Source organism: Traorella massiliensis, from assembly GCF_900104665.1.
Taxonomy (GTDB): Bacteria; Bacillota_I; Bacilli_A; order Erysipelotrichales; family Erysipelotrichaceae; genus Traorella; species Traorella massiliensis.
In genome coordinates this window covers 204,524-230,867 of sequence record NZ_LT629967.1, presented here as the reverse complement: position 1 = coordinate 230,867, position 26,344 = coordinate 204,524, and the positions used below count along the sequence as shown (strand labels likewise).

Here is a 26,344-nt window from a genome sequence, read left to right as displayed (position 1 = left end):
CCCACTCAAAATTTAAAGCAGGGATCATTTCCCACGATAATTTAATATACCATTATTTTTATCAATAGGAACTCTTATCAGGAGTTCCTTTAATTTTTTCATATTTAAAGGGATCAGTGGAAAGAGATAATTATGATGAAGGATCGCAGGTGTAAAATAAAGTGTCAAAACTATTAAGACAAGACCACTTATAAAACCAATAATATTAAATGCCCAAGTAAATATTAAAAGCAATATTCTCCAAAGTTTAAAAGCATAGCTTAATTCATAGGAAGGCTGGGTAAAGTTCGCAAGAGAAACAAAAGCCATATATAAAAGAACTTCCGGTACAAACCAATGTGCTTTAATAGCAAACTCTCCTAATACAAGAGCTCCAATGACTCCAAAAGAACCGCTAAGAGCACTAGGGGTATTTAAAGAAGCCAGTTTGATCGCATCAATTAAAAATTCAACGATCAAAAGCTGAATAATGATAGGGACGGCATTCATTTCCTGAACCTGAAGAAAGCTAAGCCATTCGGGAAATAACTGTGGATTTTGAATATAAAGATACCAAAGAGGGGTTAAAAATAGAGTACAAGCAAAAATGATCAAACGTACCCAACGTAAGTAAGTACCAATAAGCGGAGGAAAATAGAAATCATTAGCTTCCTGTAGAAAATCAAAAAAAGAAGTTGGAAGAATCATTGCAGCCGGAGAATTATCTACAAGAATTACTATTTTTCCTTCATAAATATTTGCACTTGCGACATCTGGACGTTCAGTATAGCGTATTCTAGGAAAAGGATTCCACCAGTTTTTTTGAATGAGACATTCTGCTAATGATTCCTGTGCTAATGATAATGATGGAATATCAATCGATGTAATCTGTGCTTTAAGATCTGATATGTTTTTTGGATCAGCTACATTCTTCATATAACAAAGTACTACATCGGTTTTTGATTTCGTACCAACAGAATGTATTTCTGTTTTTAAATGCTCATCTCGTATTCTTCTCCGTATGAGTGCGGTATTAAAAACCAGCGTTTCCACAAATGAATCACGACTACCTCTTAATACACGGTCATCTTCAGGCTCACTAATAGAACGGTTAGGATAGGTTCTTCCATCAATGCTGATGGCATAGTCATAACCATCTATCAGACAGAGGATGCTTCCTGAAAGAATCTGGGTAATGATCGTTTCAAAATCATTGATTAATTCAACTTCAGTATAAGGAATAGCTTTCTTTTCAAATACATTCATTCTAAAAGGAAAATCATCAGGAGTAAGTTTTAAAAGAAATTCAAATATTTTTTCAAAAATCTCATCTTTCACAAATCCATCAATAAAATAAAAAGTACACTCCCTATTGCCTAGAATAAAACTGCGATTACATACATCAAAATTGTTTTCAACATCTAGCTTATGATTTAAATACTCAACATTCAGCTGATAAGCTTCTTTTAGTTTCATGACTCACCTCATGAATAGTATGAAACAAAAGAGATAAATCATGAATGTAGATTTATATTTATGAATAATACTCTAAGAATTTATTAGAAAAAAATGTGTGCATACACAAAAAAGGAGAACAAAATGATAATTAATCGAGATTTATATATAAAAAAATGATAAGTTTAATGAACAATGGAAGAGTTAAGATTATTACGGGAATAAGAAGGTGTGGAAAATCTTTTTTATATATTAGGAAATTTCATTTTTTGATTGATAGAAAGATGATAAAAGAAAATGAAAAAGTTAAGTGTTATTTATGTTTATGATAGTATTATTAACCAAAGTAATGGCAAGCAATGTTGGAAATTTAACCAATCCCAATATTATAGCTGATACTTTTAGAACGAAAATGAAAGCAAATATTAGTAAAGATACTGTTTATTCATATCTAAAATATCTGGAAGATGCATTTATTATTACGAAAGTAGACCGAGTGGATGTGCGAAGAAGAAAACATATAGGAGCTACATATAAATATTATTTTGCTGATCCAGGGTTAAGAAATGCACGACTTGATTTCTTGCATCGAGATGATGGGCATGTGATGGAAAATATTATTTATAATGAGCTGATAAGAAGAGGTTATTCTGTACAAATTGGTGTTGTTGAGGTGTTTTCTAAAAACAATGAGAATAAAACAGTACGTTCAATTTTAGAGACAGACTTTGTAGTATTTTTAGGTAGTCAATACTACTATATCCAGTCTGCTTATAAAATGGATACAATAGAAAAAGAAGAACAAGAAAGAAAATCATTGATTCACATACATGATTCATTTAAAAAAATAATTATTACTCGAGAATCAGGTCCCGTTCGTAGAGATCAGTATGGAATCGTTTATATTGGTGTAGAACAATTCTTATTAGATGAGAATAGTTTAGATTTATAAAAAGCGAGTCATTTTGGATTGACTTGCTATTTTTTTGCTTTTTTAAATAAGGTATAGTAATTCTTTTCCATCTGTTTCATGAGCATATCAGCATCTATCTGTTTGATTTCACATACCTTTTCAAAGGTAATATGAGTATATGCAGGTTCATTTGGTTTCCCACGGAATGGATGAGGTGTTAGAAATGGTGAATCAGTTTCCACAAAGATTTTATCTAAAGGAACCCATTCACATACCTGTGGTGCATCTTTTGCGTTTTTAAAGGTCAATGGACCGGCAAAAGAAATGTAATAGCCAAGATTTACACAGATTTTTGCTGTTTCAAGACTTCCTGAAAAACAGTGCATGATACCGGTACAAGGGTATTTTTTGAGTATTTCAAGAGTATCCAATGTAGCATCACGCATATGAATCAGTATGGGTAAGTCAAGTTCATTGGCCAATTGTATTTGACGAATAAATAAATCTTTTTGGGCTTCTTTGTTGTCTTTAGTATAGTGATAATCTAAACCAATTTCACCTAAGGCAATCATATGTGGATCGTTAAGAATTTTTCTTAATTCTGATAAATCAGAATCTTCAAGACGATCGACATCTTCCGGATGATAACCAAAAGCACAATCAAATATATCATATTGATTGGCAATTTCAATGGCCTTTAAAGCTTCTTCTTTTGTACAACAAACACATAAGATCTTTGTTACATCATGCTTTAAGGCATTTGCGACAATTTCATCTATGCGATCTGCAAGGCCTTTATAAGTTACGTGTGCGTGTGTATCAATAATTCCCATAGTTATTTCCCCAAACAGAAGTTAGAGAAGAGCGTATCCAATAAATCATCTCTTGAAACTTCTCCTAATATTTCTTTTAATTGTGTATAAGCGTCCTGTAAATCAATTGTTACCATATCAAGTTCGATGCCATTTTCTAATGATTCAATGGCAGCATTCATCGAATTACGGGCTTTCATAAGACAACCGATCTGGCGTTCATTGTTTAAGATAGGATTTTGTATTGAAATGAGTTCCTGTTCATAATAGGATTCAATTTCATGAATCAGATCATCTAATTCACCTTTGGCAGCACTGATGGATAATCCCTCTTTTTCAGCAAGATCACTTTTGTTATAAACGATGATACGTTTTTTATCAGCCGTCATGTCTAATAATAATTGATCCTGTTCATCGATCTCACTTGTTGCATCTAAGACAACAATGACTAATTCTGCTTCCTCAATAGCTTTTTTTGATCTCTCAATACCAATTTTCTCAACCGTATCAAGAGTATCACGAATACCGGCTGTATCAATCAGATTAAGATGGATCTGACCTAATTGAATGTGTCCTTCCACAAGGTCTCGAGTCGTTCCGGCAATATCACTAACGATTGCTTTATCTTCTTCTAATAAGGCATTCAACAAAGAACTTTTGCCAACATTTGGCTTACCTACGATAGCGGTTTTAATACCGGCCTTTAAGAGCTGGCCACTTTCACTTTTCTTTAAGATTTCATTAATTTGATTCAGCCATGAAAGACTCATCGGTAAAACACGTTCATTTGTGAGCATCTCTACATCATCATATTCCGGATAATCAATATTCACTTCGATCACAGCAATAATATTTAATAAATCTTCAATGAGTGGATCCAGCAGTTTTTTTACACTGCCACGGATACCGGAAATGGCCATCTTTGCATTCGTAGAACTATTAGCACGAATCATGTCATTGACAGCTTCCGCTTGTGTAAGATCAATACGCCCATTTAAAAAGGCTCGCTGGGTAAATTCACCTGGATTCGCAAGGCGAGCACCACAGGCTAAAAGAATCGATAAAATCTTACGAGTGATATAAACGCCTCCATGACAATTGATTTCTACTAGATCTTCACGAGTATATGTTTTAGGTGCTTTAAAAACACTAATAAGTACTTCATCAAGAATTTCATGTGTATGAGGATCTTGAAATGTAGCATAGCGGATCGTATGGGAAGGACTTTTGGTTAGATCGATACTACAGCATTGATTCACGATTTCAATCGCATCATCACCACTTACACGTACAATGGAAATGGCCCCCTCACTTAATGCGGTAGAAATTGCCGCTATTGTATCATTCAGCATAATATCACCTCCATGATATTGTAGCATAAAAATATAATCACTGCATGAAAACAGTGATTATGGAATAATTTTAATATTATTTTGATGATTGATTTCAATTACAGGATGTTTTTCAATATATTGACGAAGACATTCCACCATATCTTCCTGATATGCCATCAAAGGTTCACAATCCTTGACCATAAAGAAATCACCACCACAGGCAGCTCGATAATTGCTCATGACCATCGTAAAGGAATCTTCATCTTTTACAGGAATTCCATGACGGGTAAGTGAAATGATACGGGAACCAACAGGCTTGGATACTTGAATCGTATATTCCACGCCATCGACCATATCATAATTATAATGGGCAGGTTTAGGTGCAAGAAAACGAGGGGCCACGCCGATCTTACCATCTGTGAGTTCAAAATATTCCGCACATTTTTCTAAGTATTCTTTGAGTGTCTTGCCATTCATACGAACAACACATAAAGTATTTGGGTATACATAAGTAGATACTAAATCACGCATCGTAATGGTTGAATTAAAGCCTGTCGCATCATTAAATAGCGCAACACTAGATAAATCAGCTTTTGTGAAATCAAGCTGTACCCTGTTAAGAAAAGATACTAGCGGATGTTTATGAAGACGGGCTTCAAATGCATCATGAACCAAAAGATCACCACTTGCCAGCTTACCTAAAGGCTGATCCAGATAGATTTGTGTTGCCTTTTCTTCCTCTTCGATCAGAGGATAAAGTGTTTCATCCGCTTCACAATCAGCACTAATTAATTTCGCAACTTTTTCATTCGTATCTAAGTCCCATTCTATATAAGCCAATTCCTTTGCGTTAAAAGCGGTCTGGGTCACACAGGTATCGTGACAAAACTGAGCAATTGAACGATGCTGATGACCGCTGATCATGACATCGATTCCTTCAATCTCACTACACATCTTATAACCAAGATTTTCACCTGTAAGATTTTCAGTAGGCATGCCACTTTCTAAATCTTTTTCAAAACCACCGTGATATACCACTAAGATACCTTTTACATCTTCATTCTTCTTGATCTTATCAGCCGTTTGTTTCAGTTTATCAAAAACATTCTCAAAAGTCATATCAACGATATTTTTAGGCTGTTCCCAATTGGGAATATATTGAGTCGTAAGTCCTACGATAGCAATACGATTGTTTTCATCAAATTCATGAATCACATATTCTTTCCCAAAACAAACACCCTTATCAAATAAATTACTTGTCAGACAAATGGCATTTGTATCATGGATATATTTCCATACATTCTCTTTTCCAAAATTAAATTCATGGTTACCAAGATTAATATAATCATAATTCATAGCATTGAAACATTTAGCCATTGGATGAATTTGATCTTCAAATTTTAAATGATGAACATAATCAAGTGGAGATCCTTCTAAGACATCACCATTATCTATCAATAACGTATGCTCATCTTTGTGGATCAAAGAAGATAATTTCATCAGTCCCATGTTCATTTCTTTATGATCACTGTAACGATATGGGGTAATCGTACCGTGAGTATCACTTGTCGCATAAATCTTAATTTTCATCCTGATTCTCCTAACAAGTATCATTATTCAATGAATTTGAAAACTTGTCAATGATAAATATAACTTGAAAAACTATAAAAAACTATTAAAATTATCTGTATGTGGAGGTAGATATGGATATTTTAAAAATTGCAAATGAAATAGAGAAAATTGCCAGAAATGCAGGGCAACTCATCCTTCATAAAGAAGAACTTGAAATTAAAGAAAAAAGTGATGCCGCCAATATCGTAACGAATATGGATATTGCGAGTCAGCATTATATCATAGAGGAATGTACGAAATTGATTCCATCGAGCTGTTTTTATGCAGAAGAAGAGGATCAGCGTGAACTTGGTGAAGAATATACCTGGGTCATTGATCCCATTGATGGTACGACTAATTATGCGTATGACTATAAACATTCCTGTATATCGATTGCTTTATTGTATAAGAAAAAAGGAATCATAGGAGTGATCTATGATCCTTATTTAGATGAATGCTTTGTTGGAATAGAAGGGAAGCAAAGTACTTGTAATGGAGTGTCGATTCAAGTGGCAGATCATGATGCTGCTCATGCACTTGTTTTATTTGGCAGTGCTCCTTATAATAAAGAACTTGCGGATATTACGTTTGACAATGCGAAAAAGCTGTATTTAAACTGTCGTGATGTACGTAGAAGCGGCAGTGCTGCTTTAGATATCTGTTATGTTGCCTGTGGCAGGGTAGATGCTTATTATGAGGAACGTCTTTCTCCATGGGACTATGCAGCAGGATATGTCATTGCGAAACAAGCACAGGTAGAGATGATGGGACTTAGAAATGAAGAACTTGATTTTACTAAACCTATCGGTGTTTTATTTGCCAGTCCAAGCTGTTTTAAAGATATTAGAAAGATGATAGGTGAGTAAAGATGAATCGCTTTATCGGACATTTAACAACGATTACACGTCATAAGATAAAAGTGGGCAAGCTATGCTTTAAATGTGGTTTATATAAACAAGGTCTTCTGCATGATCTATCAAAATATTCATGGGTTGAATTTTCCGCAGGAGTTAAATATTTTCAGGGAAATCGTTCACCTATCGATAAAGAAAAAGAGGTAGTCGGTTATTCTAAAGGGTGGTTACATCATAAAGGAAGAAATAAGCATCATTGGGAATATTGGATCGATTGCAATGGGGAAGGGGTATTTGGTACAAAGATACCTAATAAATATATTGTGGAGATGTTTTGTGATCGGGTTGCAGCCAGTATGATTTATTATCCAAATAACTATACGACAAGCAAACCACTTGAGTATTTTATGTTGAATCAGCATAACTACTGTATGAATGAAGAAAGTAAGCAGACGTTAAGAAATATGCTTGAGATGTATGCGCAAAAAGGACTTGATGAAACGGTTGCCTATATTAAAAAAGAAATATTGAAATGAGGAAAATATGAAAAAAAACACTAAAACATTAGCTCATATCGCTATTTTCGCAGCATTGAATTATGCGGTATTCAGCTATGGAAAAATTGATATTCCATTGACTGGCGGTTCATCGGTGGCCATTCATGTTGCCAATGCAGTGGTTGTTGTTTCAGCGCTGCTTTTAGGACCCGTAGAAGGTGGTATTGCCGGAGCTGTCGGACTTTCAATTGCTGATCTTTTAGATCCCCGTTATGTCACATCGGCTCCCAAAACTTTTCTCTTAAAATTCTGCATCGGATGGATTTCAGGAACATTGGCTAAAAAGATGCATGTTTCTAAAGAAAAGGATACAAAAAAAGCTGTTTTGAATACAGCTTTATGTGCTGCTGCCGGACTTGGATTCAATGTTATCTTTGACCCAATCATTGGTTATCTGTTTCAGCGTTTCATTTTAGGCCTTGAAGCGGATGCAGCAGCCATTTTCTTGACATGGAGTGGCGGTGTTACAGCTTTTAATGCCATAATCTGCATTTTTGTAGCAGTACTGCTTTATATGGCATTAAGAAAGCCATTGGCGAATATCAATAAGAATTAAAAAAGTTTCATTTGAGATATAAATGATTCTTTTTTTATGGTAAAAAGAGTGAAATGGTTAATGATTTTATTTATCTATAGCTGATTTATATTGATCGTCTATTAAAAAAATCTGAATAACGAATGAAATAAAAAGTTATATAAATTTATTGTAAAAATACTTGACTTGAAGTGAACTTTAGGTTTTATATTATTTAGAGGTGATGTCATGGCTGATGCAGAGATCATGAGTTCATTAGATGAATCGGTAGTGATGATTCAACATGAAATCGAACGTCAAAAGAAAGAAAATTCATTGCTGATCATTGCGATTGATGGAAGATGTGCTTCGGGCAAGACAACGTTAGCTGCCGCTTTAAGTAAAAAGATAGGCTGTGAGGTAATTCATATGGATGATTTTTTCTTACAGCCATATCAAAGAACAGCTAAGCGTTATCAAGAAGCTGGAGGTAATGTGGATCATGAACGTTTTGAAAAGGAAGTGCTGATACCATTGAGAAAATGTGGGGCATGTACCTTTCAGCGTTATGACTGTTCTTTGCAAAGGCTAAGTGAGGAAGTGAGCATTGATGCTCAGTCTGTTATCATCGTAGAAGGTTCTTATAGTCTTCATCCATGCCTATATTCTTATTATGATTTAAAGATATTTTTAGATATTGATAAAAAGAAACAGATGGATAGAATTAGAAAAAGGAATGGGGAAGATAGGCTTGAAATTTTTCTTTCGACTTGGATTCCGCTTGAAGAGAAATATTTTAGTGTTTGTCAGATCAAAGAAAAATGTGAGCTTTGTTTTCAGTTGTAAAGAAAGGAAGATGTAAAATGGAAAAAGCAAAGGTTTATTTTACAAGTGAAGTATCTAAAGATAGTCTGGTAAAGATGTATGAAGCATTGGGTGTAGAATTACCGGGAAAAGTAGCGGTAAAATTACATTCTGGAGAACATGGAAATAAAAATTATTTAAAGCCAGAGTTTGTAGAGGCATTGGTGAAACGAGTTAATGGAACTGTTGTTGAATGTAATACGGCTTATCCGGGAGAAAGAGATACAACAGAGAAGCATCGTCATTTGATGGATGAGCATGAATGGACGAAGTATTTTGATGTAGATATCATGGATAGCGAAGGGCCTGATATGGTATTAGATATTCCTAATGGACATCAGATCAAGAAAAACTATGTGGGCAAACATTTAGCAAATTATGATTCTATGTTAGTCTTATCTCATTTTAAAGGACATGCCATGGGAGGCTTTGGAGGAGCTTTAAAACAGTTATCGATTGGCTGTGCTTCTTCTTATGGTAAAGCTTATATTCATGGTGCTGGTGATCCTGAAAAAGATATGTGGAAGACTGATCAGTTACAGTTTGTTACTTCAATGGGAGATGCTGCCAGCAGTGTTCATAAATATTTTGATGGTAAGATCGTTTATGTTACAGCTATGGTGAACATTTCTGTTGACTGTGACTGTGATGGCAATGCTGCTCCACCATGTATGGAGAATATCGGTATTCTTTCAAGTACGGATCCAGTAGCCATTGATCAGGCTTGTATCGATATTATCTATAATAGTGAAGATAAGGGCAAGGAACAATTAATAGCTCGTATTGAAGAAAAATTAGGTGTAAATATCATTCGAGTAGCTGAAGAAAATGGTACAGGTACTCGTGAATATGAGTTAATCAATGTTGATTAAAGGATAGAAGAGGAGCGGTAAAGCTCCTTTTTTTATGTACCTGGAAATTTGCCAAAATATAAAAAAAGGAGTACAATAAGTTTTGTGAATGAAAAAATCCCATGAATTGCTTGATTAAAAGCCCTTTCATGAGGGAATACTAGCAATAAAAGGGATGAAAAATTGGAAAAAGTGGGAAAAAGCATTAAATGTATGTTATACTGTCTAACGTTTTAAAAAGGAGGTTTTATGGTTAAAAGAAACCAATTGATTAAAATATTAGTTGTTGCATCATTATTATGTGGATGCTCATCAACTTCAGCGTTTCATTCAGAAACTCTAGTATTAAAGCAAATAGAAACAGAAGACCAGACACTGGAATTATCGATGGAAACCATCAATGAAGTATGGGAAGTCGGTGAAATGCCAGAGATGGTATATGCAGAATATGAAGAAGGCATGGGAGGTATCAGCTGGATCGCTTCTTATGTAGAGGGAAAAAAAGCCACAGTTAGCGAGGATTATGTTGTTACTTATGACAGTGAAGGCAACGTGATTTCTAAGACTGCTATCATAGGCAGCCGTCAGGAAACAGAAGCGGTAGCACCTAAGATGCAATTTGGCGGAAGTGTTAGCGTGGGTAGTGAATTTTATCCAACGATGGTAACTTATGGTATCGACTGTGCAGGCTGTTATGTATCACCAGAAGGAACAGGTGGAACGAGTGCAGGTGTTACTGTTGGATATCATTCAGTCAGACAGGCCAATGGTGAAATGAGAGAGGGAATTAAGTATGGTGATTACTATATTGTTGCTGCTGATCCAAGCATACCTCTTTGTTCAGTATTGACGGTTTATGACCATGGTTTTTCAGGAGAAGGATTGACACCAGGAGTACCGTTTCAGGCAATCGTATTAGATCGTGGCGGTGCGATCAAGGGAAGTATTTTAGATTTATTTAAGGGTAGTCAAGGAAATACAAATATCAGCAATGACCGCAGTGCCAATACCAAGGTCGTTATTGAACGAGTAGGCGGCAGAAGCGGTTCGAATGCCTGTAAATATTAGAAAGCGTACGCTTTCTATTTTTATTAGGATAGAAATTTGTTAAAATAGAGATATGAAAATAAAGGAAATTATTATCGTTGAAGGAAAAAATGATACTCAAAAATTAAAACGCTATTTTGACTGTGATACGATTGAAACTCATGGCATGCATCTTTCAAAAAAGACGTTGGAAATGATTCAACAGGCTCAGAATAAAAGAGGTGTGATCATCTTTACAGATCCTGATGCACCTGGAGAGAAAATTCGCATGAAGATCAATCAGCATGTAGAAGGATGTAAGAATGCTTTTATTGATAAGAAGAAAGCAAGGACATCTAAAAAAGTAGGTATTGAACATGCAACTGAGGAAGATTTAAAAGAATCGCTGGAACATCTTTTAACTTATTCAGAGAATTTACAGCCTACTTTGTCATGGAGCGAATTTCTTGAATTGGGATGTACAGGAAGGGCAGACAGTTCACAGAAAAGAAGGAAGCTGGAAGAATATCTTCATATTGGGAAAAGTAATGGCAAGACACTTTATAAGCGTTTAAATATGCTTCAGTTAAATCAGCAGGAATGCTTAAAAATATTAGAGGAAGAAGAATGAAAGTAATAGCTACACCATCAAGGACAAAAGAAATATTAGATAAATTTGATTTATATGCGAAGAAAAATTATGGACAGAATTTTCTTGTAGAACCAGGCATCGTTTCTAAAATAGCCCGTAATGCAGTAATTAGCGATCATACTGTAGTTATTGAAATTGGTCCGGGTATTGGTGCTTTGACACAGATGTTAAGCCAGTTTGCGAAAAAGGTCATTGCTTATGAAATTGATGAAAGGTTGCCTGAAGTATTGGCATATTCACTTGAAGATTGTGATAATGTCGAAGTTGTCCTTCAGGATTTTATGCAGGTTGATCTACAAAACCTTGTAAAGCAATATCCAAATGATGATGTCGTCATTGCGGCAAATCTTCCTTATTACATTACAACACCGATCCTTTTTAAGATATTTGAATCAGAAGCAGATATCAAAAGAATTACAGTTATGATGCAGAAAGAGGTAGCTGATCGTTTTGCTGCTAATGTCAATACGAAAGATTATAATGCATTAAGTGTCATTACACAGTATTTGACTCATGTAAAACAAGTGGTGAAGGTACCACGTAATGTGTTTAATCCAAAGCCCAATGTAGATAGCAGCGTCTTACAGTTTGAATTCAAGAAGAAAGATCTTTCTGTGAATGAAAAACTATTTTTCGCAATGGTCAAGGCTTGTTTTAAACAACGCCGGAAAACGATCTTAAATAATTTTGGTGAATGGCTAAAAGATAAAGAAAAGGCTAAAGAATATTTGAATGATGCTGGTATATCTGAGAGTCAACGAGCAGAAAGCTGTTCTTTAGATGATTTTTTGAGATTGTACAGGAGGATTGAACATGAGGACATTTGCTTATGCGAAAATTAATGCTTGTCTAAATGTCGTTGGCAAAAGAGAAGATGGTTACCATGAATTGGAAATGATCATGCTGCCATTAACGCTTTGTGACGATATTTCGATACGTTTTGCGAAAGCAGACTGGTATACATGGAATCTGAAGTATCGCATCAATGGTAAAAATACGATCGTAAAAGCGGTGAATTGCATGAGAGAAGCATATGGCATTCAAGAACATTTTCGTATTCATGTGCACAAACGTATTCCTACACAGGCAGGGTTAGCTGGTGGAAGTGCTGATGCTGCAGCAATTATGCTGGCGATTCGTGATCTATGTCATATTGATGCTGATAATGAGGAAATAGCACAATTATCAAAGCAAGTGGGTGCTGATGTACCTTTTTGTGTTATGTGTCAGCCAAGTGTTGTAAAGGGTATTGGTGAAATTATTGAACCATTTAAGATGAATTGTGATTTTGATGTTTTGCTTTTAAAACCTTATAAGGGTGTTTCCACAAAAGAATGCTTTGCATCAATTGATTTTAATACTTGTATCCATCCGGACATTGATAAAGTGAAACGCTGTCTTATTGAAAATGATTTTGATGCGCTTTCTTCGTGCGTTGCCAACACCCTTGAACAGCCTGCAAGTCAATTAGTTAAAGAAATTGGATATGCAAGAGAATATTTACAGAAAAAAGGCTTTGAAGTTGTTTGTATGTCTGGCAGTGGATCTACTGTATTTGCTTTAACAAGAAAACCTGATTTAATTGATCAAGTTATGCGTGATACAAATTATAATGGCTGGTTTCGGTATAAATGTAAGGTTTTAGGATAAGATGTTGAAATTATATCATGAAAAGACTTTAAAAGAGAGTGAAATTTGGGTAAAATAGAAGTGATATAAAAAAAGGAGAAAAAATTAAAATGGCAAGTGCAGATATTCAGCGGCTTATCGATCAGAAAGTAGAGTTCATCGATGCACAAAGAGTAAGCATTGGTGAAGATGTTGAAATCGGAGAGGGAAGCGTTATTTATCCTAATGTGACTTTATTAGGTCATACGAAAATTGGAAAAAATTGCAAGATTCTTCCTAATTGTTTTTTTGAAAATGCAACCATTGGCGACAACGTTACCATTGATTCTACAAAAATTTCAGACAGTGAAGTAATGGAAAATTCTACTGTAGGACCATTTGCTCATCTAAGAAATCACACAGTAGTACATGAGAATTGCCGTATTGGAAATTTCGTAGAATTTAAAAACTGCGACTTTGGCAACGGCAGTAAATGTGCTCATTTGACGTATCTTGGGGATTGTGAAGTAGGTGAACATGTTAATATTGGCTGTGGTGTTGTAACGGTCAATTATGATGGGAAAAATAAATTTAGAACTAAAATTGGCGATCATGCTTTTATTGGCAGTAATGTTAATATTATCGCACCTGTAACGATTGGTCATCATGCGTTATTGGCGGCAGGTTCTACGATTACTGAAGATGTTGAAGATGGCGCAATGGGAATTGCCAGAAGCCGTCAGACGAATAAAGAAAATTTTGGCACAAAATATTTAAATAAATAAGGGGGACTCATTTATGATAAAGGATACAGTTATTTTTGCTTTAACTTCCAGCGTTGATTTAGCGAACGAAATTGCTCAGCAATTGGGCATCCCTCTGGGTAATTGTGATGTTCGTCACTTTGCGGACGGCGAAATTCTCGTGCAGCTTGGTGAATCTGTACGTGGTAAGAGAGTTTATATTGTTCAATCTACATGCAATCCGGTTAGTAGTAATTTAATGGAACTTTTAATAGCTATTGATGCATGTAAACGAGCTAGTGCTGCTTTTATTACAGCTGTTATACCTTATTTTGGCTATGCTCGTCAGGATCGCAAAGCACGTCCACGCCAGCCGATTACTAGTAAGCTTGTTGCTTCTCTTTTAGAAAGAGCAGGTGCAAATCGTGTTATTACGATGGATCTTCATGCAACGCAAATCCAAGGATTCTTTGATATTCCAGCAGATGATATCGCATGTTTGCCGATTATCGCAGAGTATTTCCAAAATAAGAATTTGGATCAGATCGTTGTTGTTTCACCGGATCATGGCGGTACTACACGTGCAAGGGCACTTGCAGAACGTCTTCATGCACCATTGGCTATTATTGATAAGCGTCGTCCACGCCCAAATGTAGCGGAAGCAATGAATATCATTGGTGATGTGGAAGGAAAATCTGTTATTATTATTGATGATATCGTAGATACAGCAGGAACACTGATTGCTGGTATAGATTTATTATATAAACAAGGTGCAAAAGAGGTTTATGCTTGCTGTACACATGGTGTTTTATCGGGACCGGCAATCGAGAGATTGAAAAATTCAAATATCGTGGAATTTGTTTGTACAAATACGATTCCTCAGGCAGCAAAGAAAGCTCAGTTAGAAAAAATGACAGTTTTATCAGTTGGTAAACTTTTAGGTTTGATTATTAAGGGAATGGAGGAGAACCGTTCAGTAAGTGAAGTTCTTCAATCCTATAACAGTAAATCATGATAAGCTTGCTATTATTAGCTGAAACGAGTCAGGAAAGTGTTGCTTTCTTTGAGCACATCGTACAGATTATCGTGCCTGAAATTACAGGAATCATTGAATTGATGGGGATTATAGTCATCATCGTAGGTTCGATAAAATCATTTTATATGTATGGACGAAGTATTTTGAAACATGTGCATTATCCTATCAAACTTTCTCTAGGAAACTCATTGGCATTAGGTTTGGAGTTTAAGATGGGAGCGGAAATTTTAAAAACTGTGACGATTCGTACAATTGATGAAATCATGATTTTAGGGGCGATTATCGTTCTTAGAGCTCTTCTTTCAGTTTTGATTCATTATGAAGTAAAAAATGAAAAAGAACATAATCAAGATATAACCGATATTGAATATTAGCACTTGAAAGAGTGCTTTTATTATGAAATAAAATGAAACAAAATGACATAAATTTACAAAAATGTGTAAAAAAATTATTTTTTTCTTGACAATTGGTTTTTATTCGATTAATATGTTGTCAACATCGATGAAAAAGAGTAGTAGTTTTTGGAAAGTTATAGAGAGTCAGTGGCTGGTGAAAACTGATACTGGAAGGAAATGAAACGAGCTTTGGAGATGTTGCTGTATGAAAGTAAGGCAACTGTGTACTCGCATTAAGAGTTGAGAGGTCGACCAATTTGTCGGCAAATGAGGTGGCACCGCGCTATAAGCGTCTTCATAATGAAGACGCTTTTTTATTTTAGGAGGTAATTATGAGGAAACGACGACGATATTTTTTGTTGACTGTAGAAAATATATTATTTTATGAAAGGAAAGAAAGAGGTAAAGAAAAATGAAAAAAATGTTTAAAATAGCTGCTGTAGCAGCAATGGTATTAGGATGTAGTGCGTGTTCAAATACACAAGAAGAAACTACTTGGGAAGATCAGCTGATTGAAGAAAATAAACTTATTGTAGGTATCTCACCGGATTATCCGCCTTATGAAAGTTTGGAAAACGGAGAAATGGTTGGCTTTGATGTTGATATGATGGCAGAATTAGAAAAATATTTAGGTGTTGAAGTTGAATTCGAACAGATGACTTTTTCTACGATTGTTGATGCAGTGAATCTGGGTCAGGTAGATGTGGGTGTTTCTGGTTTTACCTATGATCCAGAAAGACAGGTATTGTTTTCAGATCCTTATTTAGAATCTGCTCAGGTCATTTTAACAAAAAATGATTCAGGTATTGAATCAGCGGCAGATTTAAATGGCAAAGTGGTAGGAGCTCAGTTAGGAACAACAGGGGCAGATGCAGCCGCAGAAATTGAAGGAGCGACAGTAGAATTGAATCAGGATGCGAATATTTTAGTTGAAGCATTAAAGGCAGGCCAGATGGATGCAGTTGTCATTGATATTTTGGTAGCTCAGAATTATGAAGCGAGTGATTCATCATTGGTTGTTCTGGAAGAGCCATTGATTGATGAAGAAAATGGTATCATTTGTTCAACAAGCAATGAACTATTGATGGAAGCTTTAAATGATGCGATTGCACAATTTAAAGACAGTGATGCATATGAAGAATTAAAAACAAAATGGGGGATGTAAGCAAATAAGATAAGAGAGGAAAAAATATGGATATACAGGAATACTTTGGAAAGTGTCTGGAAATTGCCAGTAATCCCGAAAATTATAAGACACTGTTGATTGGGGCAGTTTATTCATTGATCGTAGCTTCAATTGCATGGTTGATGGGAATCGTCTTAGGAATTATTGGGGCTTCCCTTAAATTGAATAAGAATAAATTTCTTCGCTTTTTAGGAAACTGCTATGTAGAACTGATAAGAGGAACACCAATGCTGCTTCAGATTTTATTTTTCTATCTGATCATGCCAACACTTATTACTTTGATTACAGGAAACGCTTTTCGTGTCAATAAATTTGTTGTAGGTACGATTGCGATTGGTATTAATTCAGGAGCTTATTCAACAGAATTGATACGTTCAGGAATTATTGGAATTGATGCAGGACAGTGGGAAGCGTCCATGTCATTAAACCTCTCACATTGGGATATGATGCGCTATGTTATTTTACCGCAGGCTTTTAAACAAGTAGTACCTCCGATGGTTTCTGAGTATATCACCCTGATCAAAGATTCTTCTTTGCTTTCTACGATCGGAGCAGTAGAGCTGCTTTACAGTGCACAGATCATGGGAGCTAATTACTATAATTATCTTTTTCCTTTAATGATGGCGGGTGTTTTCTATTTAGTTATGACATTTGTGATTTCATCAATTGCGAAAAAAGTTGAAAGGAGACTGGCAGAAAGTGATTAAGACAGAACACATTTCAAAAACATTTCAAAATGTAAAGGCATTAGATGATGTATCCTTTCAAATTCGCAAGGGAGAAATCGTTTGTCTGATTGGACCTAGCGGATCAGGAAAAAGTACGTTATGCCGGTGTATCAACGGATTAGAAATTCCTGAGTCAGGCAATATTTATATAGAAGGAAAGCTTGTTGATTATAGAGATGAAATGCAGGCTAAAGAGGCTCGCTCCAAAACAGGATTTGTTTTCCAGCACTTTAATCTTTTTCCACATATGAATGTGATGGATAATATGATTCTTGCTCCTATGAAGACATTGCATATGAGCAAAGAAGAAGCTATCGCAAAAGCAAAAGAGCTTTTACAGCGTGTTGGCTTAGCAGATAAAGAAGATGCATATCCAAAAAAATTATCCGGAGGACAGAAGCAGCGTGCAGCGATTGCCCGTTCATTGATGATGAATCCTCAAATCATGCTTTTTGATGAACCTACAAGTGCTCTTGATCCGGAAATGGTCATGGAAGTCTTAGAGGTCATGAAACAGCTGGCTGGTGAGGGGATGACGATGGTGGTAGTTACACATGAAATGGGTTTTGCGAAGGAAATTGCAAATCGTATTGTTTTTTTAGAAGATGGTAAGATCATTGAGGAAAATACCCCAGACTTGTTCTTTTCACAGCCACAGACGAAACGTGCTCAGGATTTCTTAAGAAAGGTACTTTACTAATGAAAATTCGCCCATTTAAAGTAGAAATATGGATGAATGAGCATGAAAATGAGGGCCTCTATAATCTGACAGAATCTTGTGTATCACCTTTAAAAATGGGTGAATTATTAGATCTTTTGAATATTAAAGAAAAGTATTTAGATACTTTTTTGGATATGAAACTTGACTATGGAGATATTAATGGCAGTGATGAATTGAAAAAGCAGATCTGTCAGTTATATGATACTGTGGAACCATGTAATATTGCTATTGCTCAAGGAGCTATCAATGCCAATGAAATGGCCATCATGGAACTGATTGAACCTAATGATGAAATCATCACATTTACACCTGGATATCAACAGATATCTTCACTTGCAGAAAGTTTAGGGGCTAACATCATTGAATTAAAGCTGTATGAAGATAAAGGATGGCAGATGGATTTTGATGAATTAGAAAGAGTCATCACAGAAAAAACAAAAGCGATCTGTGTAACTTTGCCTAATAATCCGACAGGAACGATGTTAAGTGGTGAACAGGCCGTACAATTAGTTGAATTAGCTGAAAAATATGATTTATATTTATTTGTAGATGAAGTTTATCGAGGGCTTTGTGTTGATGATTTTTGTTATCAGGGAAGTTTTTATGGTTTATATGATAAAGCGATCATTACTTCTGGTTTAAGTAAGGCTTATGGATTACCGGCTCTAAGATTAGGATGGATCATAGGTCCTAAAGATTTTATCGATAGGATCATTAACCGCCGTGATTATCATATCATTTCAATTCCTAAAATGAATGATCTTTTAGCAGTTGAGGTTTTGAAACAAAAAGAAAAGGTACTGTCTAGAAATTATGATATTTGTATGAAAAACAGAGCTTTTCTCAAAGAATGGATCAAAGAAGAAAAACATATTACAAATACGTTTACCTCAGGAACGACGCAGTTGATTCGCTATGATATGAAAATACCAAGTGAAGAGTTATCTTTGCGTGTCCAGAAAGAAGAAGGAATCTTCTTTGTTCCTGGAAGCTGCTTTGATTGTGAATATCATCTTCGTCTTGGCGGAGGTATCGATCCAATAATCTTTCAAAAAGGATTAAAAACCTTTTCAAAATGGTTAAGACAATTTGATGATATCTAGTAATAAAAAAACTTGATCGAGAATCTATTGAATATAGTATGTATTTAGAATAATATAAGTTATAAAAAGGTGAAACTCGATTTCACCTTTTTTAAACATCCGATTAATCTTTTAAACATCCGATTGGAATTACTAAGACTCCATCATCTCTACGATACCCATATTCTGTTCCAGTAAGTACAATTTTTAAATCTGGTAAACGAATAGGTACTTGCCTTTCTATTTTATTATGGTCATTTATTAGTTTCTCGATTTCACAAAGATGACGTGCACCGTCATCAATTTCATTCGCTCCTAATTTGATTTCTATCAATGCATACCTTCCATCTTCTAAATGTAGTACTGCATCAGCTTCTAGTCCATATCGGTCATGATAATAGGAGACTTTGCCATTACATTTAGAAGAATAAATAATTAAATCTCTGATACATAATGACTCAAATAGAAAACCCAGTGTCTTAAAATCTAAATTAAAATATTCAGGACTAAGACCTAATGCTGCTACAGCAATTGATGGATCAATAAAATTAATTTTATTGTAGCACGAATAGCAGATTTTGATCGGATTGAGGGACACCATGGATGAATATTTTCAATAATATAAAGTTTTTCTAAAGCACTCTCATAATCAAAAAAAGTTGATTTTGAGATTGAACAAGTTGCTTCAACATCTGCTAGTATTGTACTTTTTTTTGCTAATGTACATATATTTCTAGCATATGATCTTAATATTGTTTCTGACCACATAGGATTTCGTTTGACATCAGCAATGTTAGAAATATCTACTGTATATGTCTGTTTGAATAAATCCTTGGCAATTTCTAGTTGAGATTGTTTCGTTTTATTGTTAATAGCTCTTGGCCATCCTCCCCTGCAAATTGCGAAAATTATATCGTCTAGGTCTATATAGGACTGGCATCCATCAAATTGGTCAGGATGATTAAATAGATCAATCAAAGATACGCTTCCATTTGATTCTAGACTTTCATACAAACTCATAGGATACATTTTTAAGGTAGAAATTCTTTGGGTTCCCATATGAGGTGTGTTCACATTTTGTGATGTTGAACCTGTTAATATGTATAAGCCATTTTCTTGACGATCATCAATGGACTTTCTAATAGCCCCCCCAAATTTTAGGTGCATCTTGCCATTCATCGAATAATCTTGGAGTTTCACCTATAAGTAGCCTAGATGGTTGGTTGTTTGCGACTGCTAGTAAGTTATCGCGAACATCTTCATCTTGAAATTCAACGATGCTTTTTGCTTTCTGCTTAGCTGTAGTAGTTTTCCCACAGCCCTTTAGCCAACAATTAAAGCAGCACCAAAACTTTCTAATTTAAGATCTAACTATGCATCTACGATCCTATTTTTATATTCCACAATAATCTCACCATCTTTCTATTGTTATCATACTATTTTGTGTAATTTTACTAGACCAATTTGTGGGATTTTATTGAACTGTTTTGTGATGGAAATCACCTCATAAAGGGCGATTTGATATTTCAATCATCTTGGCCAATGAAAAAGAATATATATAGGCTTGGATCTTTTTATCTTTAAAAAGAATCTGGCAAGCATTTTTATAAGCCATAAGCTGAGAAGTATAGCGTTCGATCAATACTTTTTCCTCCCTCACCTCATCAGTTTTAAAATCAATGAGCGTAATCTTATCACCAATAGATAAAAAGTCCATATATCCATGTAATACAGTATTTCCATCTTGTACGAGGAATGGATATTCATGATATATTTTAGTATTTTGAAGTGATCGTAAAATGTCATTTTGATTTAATTTCATTAAATCTGAAAATATCTTTTCATCAATCTCAAGATGATATTGAGAAGATATTTCACGAATCATTGCTTTATTCCATTGTTTATTCGGCAGATGTTCCAAATAGGCATGATAAGTTGTACCACGTTTGGCAGCATCTTTTTTATTGAAATTTAAAGGACGAACTTCAAAATCAAGACTCTCTGTTTCACTGGGTGAAAGAAGTTCAATGACTTGTTCATCTTTATATATAGGAAGTGTTTTTGCTTCTTTTCTTGTTTTTTCTAAAGGTTTTGTCTCCCATAGATGATCCACATAATGAATCTTAAAAAGATGATCCTGATGTAAATGATTCATAGACTGAAGTATCCAGCTGGTCGTACCTTTACGGGCATTGATTTTAGAATAAGTGATGCCATGATTGATATCTAGCTTTGGATCAAGGAAATCTACGATATGCAGCTGTTTTTTTGCACGAGTAGTCGCAACATAAAGAATACGTAATTCTTCTTCAATTTCATCACGATTTTTCTTATGCTCGATTGCAATACGCTGATAAGATTTAAAAATATTACGATAAGGAAATTGCATGATGTTGATACCGATACCTAATTCATTGTCGCAGAGTACCATATCACTTAATTCCATTTTTTTCATATTACTTGTTGCCCATAAGTAGATGATTGGAAATTCAAGTCCCTTAGAGTTATGAATGCTCATGAAACGAACGACATTATCGTTTTTTCCGATCGTGCTGGTTTGAGCTGTCTGTTGATCTTTTAATGAATCTATATAAGTCAAAAAGTTGATACATTCACAGCTAGTATTTTGTTCATAATCACAGGCTAGTTCATAGAAATAATCACAGTTAGTTTGATCTTGAAAAGAGCAGGTATCATAAAACTGATTCCATTTGAAACATTCCTGGATCATTTCGTGGATCGTAAGAGAAGAATTTCGAATACGTTCAAATTCATCTAATAACTGAGGCATTTGTTCTTTTATACATTGATAATAAGATTTATTTTTCTTTTGAGATAGTTTTGCCAGGGAATCACTATCAAATTGGAAAAAGATACTTGTGAGGATAGCTGCAAAATGAAAGTCATTCTCCGGATCACAAAGAGCAGAGAGCATGGAAAGAAGAAGCTGTATGCTTCGAGATTCATAAAACCCGCTTTTCTGATTCATATAGTAAGGAATATGATACTTTTCAAAAACCTTCTTTAAGACTTCCATTTTAGCGTTGCTACGTACGAGTACCGCAAAATCTTTAAATTCATGATCTTTGCTCTGCCTTAAAATTTCATGAGCAATATATTCAGCTTTATAAATATCTTTATTGATTCTTTCATCTTCATAAGTTTTTAAATTTGGATCAAGGGCATGGAAAATGATTGGCTGATTATTTTCTTTTTGTGAATCAAGCCCAATCTCACTTAAATCTTCACTTTTAAACGGTAAAGAATCGAATCCTTCAATATTCATAAGAATTTCGTATAGGACGTTATTAAATTCAACAATCGTTGCATCGGATCGATAATTCTTATTAAAGCGAATAACTTTATTATAGGCATCTTCTTTTTCTTTATAAGATTGCATGATCTGTGGCAGGGCATGTCGAAAGCCATAAATGGACTGTTTGACATCACCTACACGGAAAACATTATCTTTACGGCAGATCAAACGAACCAGTTCATCTTGAACATCATTGCTATCTTGAAATTCATCTACCATGATTTCTTTAAATAGTGAACGGTAATGCTCTGCAACATTTGGAAATTCTTTTAAAAGTTTAAGAGCCATATGCTCCATATCCGAAAAATCAATGACTTCTTTCTCAATTTTAATCGCTTCATAATATTTAAAATACAGACGCACACAATCAATCAGTTCAGAAATGACATCAATGACTTCACTCGTCATTTTTTTCATAACATCTGTTGGAGGAACAGCCAATACTTCATCTTCGATAGCCATGATCGTTTCACGAGCTTCTTTATAAAAGATATTCTGTGAATCTGGAGAAGTCGGTAAAGCAAGACGGGCACAGCCAAGAATCTGTGTAGAAAATTCATCAAAATCTGATATCTGATGAACATCACGGATCCGTTCATATTTTTTATAGAATGCAGCTATTTTCTTTTCTTCATCAGGATAGTGTTCTTCAAACTGCTGGCGAATTATTTCAAAGGCCTGTTTATAAGTCTGAAGAACTCCTTTCCAGTAATCTAAAAAAGCTTGCTGGACTTTGGTTTCTTTTTCAAAAGTATCTGAAGCATAGCCCTCTAATGCTTCATTGAGCCACATTTCAGGATCACTTTGAGAATCGGCCATAGAAGCTGTTTTTAAAATGATATCTTTTACAGGCTGAAGATTTTCAGGGCGTGAAGAAAGCATGGCACAGAGCCGATAAAACGAATTATTTTTTTCTTGCTGCTTGATGGCCATAACTTCTTCTAAAGCTTGATTCTGATAGATCTTTTGGGTACTTTCAACACATAGGTTTGAAATTCTTTTAGCTGAAAGACCTAATAGATAATAATAATCTTTGATAATGGAGTAACAAAACGAGTGAATCGTTGAAATATGAGCATTTGATAGTTTAGAAAGCTGAGAAAAAAGATATTTTTGATTATTTTCATCTTTTTCATTTAATACTAACTGATTGATTTCTTTGGATAATCGCTTTTTCATTTCACTTGCTGCATCTTCAGAGAAAGTCATCGCAAGTATTTCATCGATTTCAATATGATCTAAAGTGACTAATTCAACTAAACGCTGAACTAAGACACCTGTTTTACCACTACCGGCACTTGCACTGACAAGAATGTTAGAATGTCGAGTTGTGATCGCTTCTTTTTGCGCTTCATTCCACTGTTTGCCCATGATCTTCCTCCTTTCTCATACATGGTGGCAGTTCCACCAATTGTTTTTTCTCTGTATAGCTGCCATTGAATCGACAGATAGGCCGATACTTGCAGAAAAGACATGCAGCTTCATTCGGTTCTAGACGTATATCTCCACTTAAGATATTTAAAGCAATCATTTTCATCATCTCTTGGATACAGTCGCTGATTTCATCAATCTTGAATACATTTGAGGCATAGATGCCTTTGCTTTTCGTATTTTTTAGACCCGTGACATGAGTGGCATCATCATCCATGATTTCTACATTTTCATCAAAGATCCACCCTTGTAATCGATTTGAACGAATCATTTCTTTTTGTATGGCTTCTGTGGAAATCGTTTCAATGAGCTTGGAACGGCGTGCTAGCTTTTGATATGGAAGCTCAAGCTTTCCATTTTGAAAAGAATAGTAAAAACCTCCTAAAGGACGCAATTTTAATTCATCACTCATTTGCATCAAATAAGTACAAAGCTGTAGCTGCTGACCTGAAAAAACAAGATCTTTCTGAAGTTTTTTCTGAGAACTCTTATAATCTAGAACTCTAAAGGCAGTTTCAGATGTATCGATGCGATCTACATAACCAACAAGGTGAAGATCAACTGTTTCATTGATAGGCAGGATGCGCTCCCATTTATATTCACAATATTGAGGTTTCATTGAAGAATGATCTTCCATTTCTTCAAGAATAAATAGGTTCATTTTCATGTTTTCAATCAATCGTTCACGAATCAGATCAAAGTTAATATGTGGAAATACGATTTTCATATCATGCATATATAAATCAATGATTTGTGTGATTTCATCCAAAGAAGCTTTGGCATAATCTTTCTGATGACGATTCACCAGAGTTTCTAAGACAGCATGATTCAAGGTACCAATTTTCTGCACATTAAATCCTACTTCAAGAGGTTCTTTGATATGACATCCATATCTTAAAAAATAAGCATAAGGACAGCCTACATATTTTTCAAGAGAAGAAATGGAACCTTTCATTTCATGGTTTTTAACGTAAATATGTCTAGCTGTATCTTCACTTAAAGGAAGAATCGTTTCTTGAATATCATTTGCCTGATCAAGTGGATAAGGGATAGATTCCTTTTGAAGAAGGGTTTCGATATCTAAGCTTGATTCATAGTTTTTACCTAGATAATTACTTAGCGGATAGGAGATAATGATACGCTGACCATTTTGAATCCTATCCAACATTTTTTGATGATCATGCTGATAACGAGTCATCAAAGAAGGAAATTTTTCAATATTAGCTACATAGTTTTCTCCAAAAATTCCACTCATAGGAGTAAAGTCTGAAAAGTGACTTTGGGTTGCGGAAATGACAAAGGTAATAGGCAGACATTCATTGATCTGTGAATAAGGAATGACTGTGACGCTATTCATACGTTGATCATTTTCAGCAATCTTGATTTTTCGAATTTCATCAATCAATAAACGTATATCTTCTTTTTCTTTTAAATAAGGAAGGCTATCTGTGAAAAGATTTTGTATCTTTCTCATAGCTGAATGAAAAGCAGGGTCAGGTTTATGAAAATGTCTCAATATTTCATCTACACCATATAAGATATTTTGAATGTCAGAAGACATAAGTGATTGACAATAAGGTATTATTTTTTGTTTTTGAATATTGGCTTTATGAATAATTGAAATAAAATCCTTGATTTCATATTCACTGAATAAATCACTATGAAAAGTTTGATTTTGTAAATCAGGATATGGCTGATCATAGGCATAAGGATATATTTTTTGTGCTTTGATAAGATTGCTCATATCCCCAAAACAGTTCTGTGTCAGACATTCATAAAAAGTTTCAGGTGTTGGATTTAAGGCAAATTCTAATAAACTTGCAGCTTGAAAAGCATAAGAAGAAGACTTTGATAAAGATAGATGATAAGGAATCTGATATCGGTCAAATACAGAAGCTAATACAGTACTGCTTTTTGGATCACATAAAGCAATCATGACATCATTGATATCCATTTTCTCATCGATGATTTTTTGGGCAATGCTTTCAATTTCGCATCTTGGATTATTCGCATGATAGTATTCATAAGCAGGTTTATTGAGATAAGGCGATAATAAATGAGCCTGATGTTCTACTAAGAGCTGAATATATTTTTCTTCCATGAGTGTTGGATGAACGATATGAATGTAAACATGGGAAAGATCACCTATGGATGAAAGATTCTCCTTATAACAAATAGAACGTGTTTTCAAATCATAAATACTTTCTAATATGATCTTAAGTTCCTGATCACTTTCTTTGATACAAGGCAGTTCATCAGGTTTTATTTCATAGAAATGAAGCAGATCAAGAAAGTTTAGACATTCATCGATAAAAGAAGATGACAAAAGACTGTTTTTAAAATAATGAAGCTGATTTTCGATGCCTTTAAAACGTTGATAACATTCATAGCATAATGTCCATTCAACGGTATTTGTCTTATCTAAAGACTGAATAAAACGGCCAAGCGTAGTTATCTCAACCCCTTTGACCTGTTGTTTTAGAATTTCTTTCTGTGTTTGACGCAGTGCACCTTGTGCAACAATTACGATACTATCATCAACATATTTTTTTGTTTCCATAATATTACCTGCCATTGCATATATTTTACACTAAAGCGGCTATGAAAAACAGTAAATCATTCAATAAAGTTTTTGTAAAAATTATTAAATGTTGATGAAAGCAAGTTCATTCTTTT

23 protein-coding genes, 1 pseudogene and 1 other annotated feature are annotated in these 26,344 nt (G+C 34.7%); of the genes and pseudogenes, 17 read left to right on the top strand and 7 right to left on the bottom strand.

Annotated elements, in window-relative coordinates; genetic code table 11:
* Positions 1–24 precede the first annotated feature (24 nt).
* Positions 25–1,455, bottom strand: a complete 1,431-nt coding sequence (locus BQ5367_RS02245) for a spore germination protein (RefSeq protein ID WP_071440947.1) — start codon at positions 1,453–1,455, stop codon at positions 25–27.
* A gap of 298 nt (positions 1,456–1,753) precedes the next feature.
* Here BQ5367_RS02245 and BQ5367_RS02240 point away from each other — a divergent pair, with 298 nt between their 5' ends.
* Positions 1,754–2,386 (top strand): ATP-binding protein, encoded by a 633-nt coding sequence (locus tag BQ5367_RS02240; RefSeq protein ID WP_071440946.1) that lies wholly within the window; start codon positions 1,754–1,756, stop codon positions 2,384–2,386.
* Positions 2,387–2,412: 26 nt separating this feature from the next.
* On the opposite strand, the gene BQ5367_RS02235 is transcribed toward BQ5367_RS02240, so the two are convergent.
* Genes BQ5367_RS02235 through BQ5367_RS02225 form a run of 3 tightly spaced genes read right to left on the bottom strand, consistent with a single transcriptional unit; the run spans position 2,413 to position 6,083 of the window.
* Entirely contained in the window at positions 2,413–3,180 is a 768-nt protein-coding gene (locus tag BQ5367_RS02235; RefSeq protein ID WP_071440945.1) for a TatD family hydrolase, read from the bottom strand.
* 2 nt (positions 3,181–3,182) lie between these two features.
* Positions 3,183–4,511: a tRNA uridine-5-carboxymethylaminomethyl(34) synthesis GTPase MnmE gene (mnmE, locus tag BQ5367_RS02230; protein WP_071440944.1), complete on the bottom strand. Its 1,329-nt coding sequence runs from the start codon at positions 4,509–4,511 to the stop codon at positions 3,183–3,185.
* A gap of 57 nt (positions 4,512–4,568) precedes the next feature.
* A complete protein-coding gene (locus BQ5367_RS02225) occupies positions 4,569–6,083 on the bottom strand; it encodes a bifunctional metallophosphatase/5'-nucleotidase (RefSeq protein WP_071440943.1) in 1,515 nt (504 codons plus the stop codon).
* A 113-nt stretch (positions 6,084–6,196) separates the two neighbouring features.
* Between BQ5367_RS02225 and BQ5367_RS02220 the strand changes: the two genes are divergently transcribed.
* The 16 genes from BQ5367_RS02220 to BQ5367_RS02145 all read left to right on the top strand — a co-directional run bounded on the left by BQ5367_RS02220 (position 6,197) and on the right by BQ5367_RS02145 (position 18,942).
* A complete protein-coding gene (locus BQ5367_RS02220; RefSeq protein ID WP_083383135.1) occupies positions 6,197–6,970 on the top strand; it encodes an inositol monophosphatase family protein in 774 nt (257 codons plus the stop codon).
* 2 nt (positions 6,971–6,972) lie between these two features.
* Positions 6,973–7,494 (top strand): DUF5662 family protein, encoded by a 522-nt coding sequence (locus tag BQ5367_RS02215; protein WP_071440942.1) that lies wholly within the window; start codon positions 6,973–6,975, stop codon positions 7,492–7,494.
* A gap of 7 nt (positions 7,495–7,501) precedes the next feature.
* Positions 7,502–8,071 carry an ECF transporter S component gene (locus tag BQ5367_RS02210; RefSeq protein WP_071440941.1) on the top strand — a complete coding sequence of 190 codons (570 nt, stop codon included), beginning with the start codon at positions 7,502–7,504 and terminating at the stop codon, positions 8,069–8,071.
* 207 nt (positions 8,072–8,278) lie between these two features.
* The gene (locus BQ5367_RS02205; RefSeq protein WP_083383134.1) at positions 8,279–8,875 is read left to right on the top strand and encodes a uridine kinase family protein; all 597 of its coding nucleotides are present in this window, start codon (positions 8,279–8,281) and stop codon (positions 8,873–8,875) included.
* Positions 8,876–8,892: 17 nt separating this feature from the next.
* Positions 8,893–9,765 carry a DUF362 domain-containing protein gene (locus BQ5367_RS02200; protein ID WP_071440940.1) on the top strand — a complete coding sequence of 291 codons (873 nt, stop codon included), beginning with the start codon at positions 8,893–8,895 and terminating at the stop codon, positions 9,763–9,765.
* 228 nt (positions 9,766–9,993) lie between these two features.
* Entirely contained in the window at positions 9,994–10,812 is an 819-nt protein-coding gene (locus tag BQ5367_RS02195) for a 3D domain-containing protein (RefSeq protein WP_071440939.1), read from the top strand.
* A gap of 52 nt (positions 10,813–10,864) precedes the next feature.
* On the top strand, positions 10,865–11,401 hold the full coding sequence (rnmV, locus tag BQ5367_RS02190) for a ribonuclease M5 (RefSeq protein WP_071440938.1): 537 nt from the start codon (positions 10,865–10,867) through the stop codon (positions 11,399–11,401).
* Complete coding sequence (gene rsmA, locus BQ5367_RS02185) at positions 11,398–12,264, top strand: 16S rRNA (adenine(1518)-N(6)/adenine(1519)-N(6))-dimethyltransferase RsmA (RefSeq protein ID WP_071440937.1); 867 nt, start codon at positions 11,398–11,400, stop codon at positions 12,262–12,264. The genes rnmV and rsmA overlap by 4 nt, the downstream gene beginning before the upstream one ends.
* Positions 12,236–13,072 (top strand): 4-(cytidine 5'-diphospho)-2-C-methyl-D-erythritol kinase, encoded by an 837-nt coding sequence (gene ispE, locus BQ5367_RS02180; protein WP_071440936.1) that lies wholly within the window; start codon positions 12,236–12,238, stop codon positions 13,070–13,072. Before rsmA ends, ispE begins: the two co-directional genes overlap by 29 nt.
* An 89-nt stretch (positions 13,073–13,161) precedes the next feature.
* Positions 13,162–13,815, top strand: a complete 654-nt coding sequence (locus tag BQ5367_RS02175) for a DapH/DapD/GlmU-related protein (protein WP_071440935.1) — start codon at positions 13,162–13,164, stop codon at positions 13,813–13,815.
* Positions 13,816–13,828: 13 nt separating this feature from the next.
* The gene (locus tag BQ5367_RS02170; RefSeq protein ID WP_071440934.1) at positions 13,829–14,788 is read left to right on the top strand and encodes a ribose-phosphate diphosphokinase; all 960 of its coding nucleotides are present in this window, start codon (positions 13,829–13,831) and stop codon (positions 14,786–14,788) included.
* Positions 14,785–15,183, top strand: coding sequence for a DUF1622 domain-containing protein (locus BQ5367_RS02165; RefSeq protein WP_071440933.1), 399 nt, complete (start codon positions 14,785–14,787; stop codon positions 15,181–15,183). The genes BQ5367_RS02170 and BQ5367_RS02165 overlap by 4 nt, the downstream gene beginning before the upstream one ends.
* 118 nt (positions 15,184–15,301) lie before the next feature.
* Positions 15,302–15,504: a binding site (T-box leader), on the top strand.
* Between the two features lie 112 nt (positions 15,505–15,616).
* Positions 15,617–16,369 carry a transporter substrate-binding domain-containing protein gene (locus BQ5367_RS02160; protein WP_071440932.1) on the top strand — a complete coding sequence of 251 codons (753 nt, stop codon included), beginning with the start codon at positions 15,617–15,619 and terminating at the stop codon, positions 16,367–16,369.
* A 26-nt stretch (positions 16,370–16,395) separates the two neighbouring features.
* On the top strand, positions 16,396–17,097 hold the full coding sequence (locus BQ5367_RS02155; protein WP_071440931.1) for an amino acid ABC transporter permease: 702 nt from the start codon (positions 16,396–16,398) through the stop codon (positions 17,095–17,097).
* On the top strand, positions 17,090–17,818 hold the full coding sequence (locus tag BQ5367_RS02150) for an amino acid ABC transporter ATP-binding protein (protein ID WP_071440930.1): 729 nt from the start codon (positions 17,090–17,092) through the stop codon (positions 17,816–17,818). Before BQ5367_RS02155 ends, BQ5367_RS02150 begins: the two co-directional genes overlap by 8 nt.
* Entirely contained in the window at positions 17,818–18,942 is a 1,125-nt protein-coding gene (locus BQ5367_RS02145) for an aminotransferase class I/II-fold pyridoxal phosphate-dependent enzyme (RefSeq protein WP_071440929.1), read from the top strand. The genes BQ5367_RS02150 and BQ5367_RS02145 overlap by 1 nt, the downstream gene beginning before the upstream one ends.
* Before the next feature lie 103 nt (positions 18,943–19,045).
* Here BQ5367_RS02145 and BQ5367_RS13620 read toward each other — a convergent pair.
* From BQ5367_RS13620 to BQ5367_RS02130, 3 genes and pseudogenes are all read right to left on the bottom strand, one after another.
* Positions 19,046–19,689 (bottom strand): annotated as a pseudogene (locus tag BQ5367_RS13620) (DUF4143 domain-containing protein).
* A 736-nt stretch (positions 19,690–20,425) separates the two neighbouring features.
* Positions 20,426–23,608, bottom strand: coding sequence for a UvrD-helicase domain-containing protein (locus BQ5367_RS02135; RefSeq protein WP_071440928.1), 3,183 nt, complete (start codon positions 23,606–23,608; stop codon positions 20,426–20,428).
* On the bottom strand, positions 23,589–26,228 hold the full coding sequence (locus BQ5367_RS02130; protein ID WP_071440927.1) for a PD-(D/E)XK nuclease family protein: 2,640 nt from the start codon (positions 26,226–26,228) through the stop codon (positions 23,589–23,591). The genes BQ5367_RS02135 and BQ5367_RS02130 overlap by 20 nt, the downstream gene beginning before the upstream one ends.
* Positions 26,229–26,344: the final 116 nt, after the last annotated feature.

What these genes read in the sequence shown, in the direction of transcription:
- BQ5367_RS02245 (WP_071440947.1), bottom strand. Translation starts at nt 1,455, where the DNA reads ATGAAACTAAAAGAAGCTTATCAGCTGAATGTTGAGTATTTAAATCAT.
- BQ5367_RS02240 (WP_071440946.1), top strand. Translation starts at nt 1,754, where the DNA reads ATGTTTATGATAGTATTATTAACCAAAGTAATGGCAAGCAATGTTGGA.
- BQ5367_RS02235 (WP_071440945.1), bottom strand. Translation starts at nt 3,180, where the DNA reads ATGGGAATTATTGATACACACGCACACGTAACTTATAAAGGCCTTGCA.
- mnmE (WP_071440944.1), bottom strand. Translation starts at nt 4,511, where the DNA reads ATGCTGAATGATACAATAGCGGCAATTTCTACCGCATTAAGTGAGGGG.
- BQ5367_RS02225 (WP_071440943.1), bottom strand. Translation starts at nt 6,083, where the DNA reads ATGAAAATTAAGATTTATGCGACAAGTGATACTCACGGTACGATTACC.
- BQ5367_RS02220 (WP_083383135.1), top strand. Translation starts at nt 6,197, where the DNA reads ATGGATATTTTAAAAATTGCAAATGAAATAGAGAAAATTGCCAGAAAT.
- BQ5367_RS02215 (WP_071440942.1), top strand. Translation starts at nt 6,973, where the DNA reads ATGAATCGCTTTATCGGACATTTAACAACGATTACACGTCATAAGATA.
- BQ5367_RS02210 (WP_071440941.1), top strand. Translation starts at nt 7,502, where the DNA reads ATGAAAAAAAACACTAAAACATTAGCTCATATCGCTATTTTCGCAGCA.
- BQ5367_RS02205 (WP_083383134.1), top strand. Translation starts at nt 8,279, where the DNA reads ATGGCTGATGCAGAGATCATGAGTTCATTAGATGAATCGGTAGTGATG.
- BQ5367_RS02200 (WP_071440940.1), top strand. Translation starts at nt 8,893, where the DNA reads ATGGAAAAAGCAAAGGTTTATTTTACAAGTGAAGTATCTAAAGATAGT.
- BQ5367_RS02195 (WP_071440939.1), top strand. Translation starts at nt 9,994, where the DNA reads ATGGTTAAAAGAAACCAATTGATTAAAATATTAGTTGTTGCATCATTA.
- rnmV (WP_071440938.1), top strand. Translation starts at nt 10,865, where the DNA reads ATGAAAATAAAGGAAATTATTATCGTTGAAGGAAAAAATGATACTCAA.
- rsmA (WP_071440937.1), top strand. Translation starts at nt 11,398, where the DNA reads ATGAAAGTAATAGCTACACCATCAAGGACAAAAGAAATATTAGATAAA.
- ispE (WP_071440936.1), top strand. Translation starts at nt 12,236, where the DNA reads ATGAGGACATTTGCTTATGCGAAAATTAATGCTTGTCTAAATGTCGTT.
- BQ5367_RS02175 (WP_071440935.1), top strand. Translation starts at nt 13,162, where the DNA reads ATGGCAAGTGCAGATATTCAGCGGCTTATCGATCAGAAAGTAGAGTTC.
- BQ5367_RS02170 (WP_071440934.1), top strand. Translation starts at nt 13,829, where the DNA reads ATGATAAAGGATACAGTTATTTTTGCTTTAACTTCCAGCGTTGATTTA.
- BQ5367_RS02165 (WP_071440933.1), top strand. Translation starts at nt 14,785, where the DNA reads ATGATAAGCTTGCTATTATTAGCTGAAACGAGTCAGGAAAGTGTTGCT.
- BQ5367_RS02160 (WP_071440932.1), top strand. Translation starts at nt 15,617, where the DNA reads ATGAAAAAAATGTTTAAAATAGCTGCTGTAGCAGCAATGGTATTAGGA.
- BQ5367_RS02155 (WP_071440931.1), top strand. Translation starts at nt 16,396, where the DNA reads ATGGATATACAGGAATACTTTGGAAAGTGTCTGGAAATTGCCAGTAAT.
- BQ5367_RS02145 (WP_071440929.1), top strand. Translation starts at nt 17,818, where the DNA reads ATGAAAATTCGCCCATTTAAAGTAGAAATATGGATGAATGAGCATGAA.
- BQ5367_RS02135 (WP_071440928.1), bottom strand. Translation starts at nt 23,608, where the DNA reads ATGGGCAAACAGTGGAATGAAGCGCAAAAAGAAGCGATCACAACTCGA.
- BQ5367_RS02130 (WP_071440927.1), bottom strand. Translation starts at nt 26,228, where the DNA reads ATGGAAACAAAAAAATATGTTGATGATAGTATCGTAATTGTTGCACAA.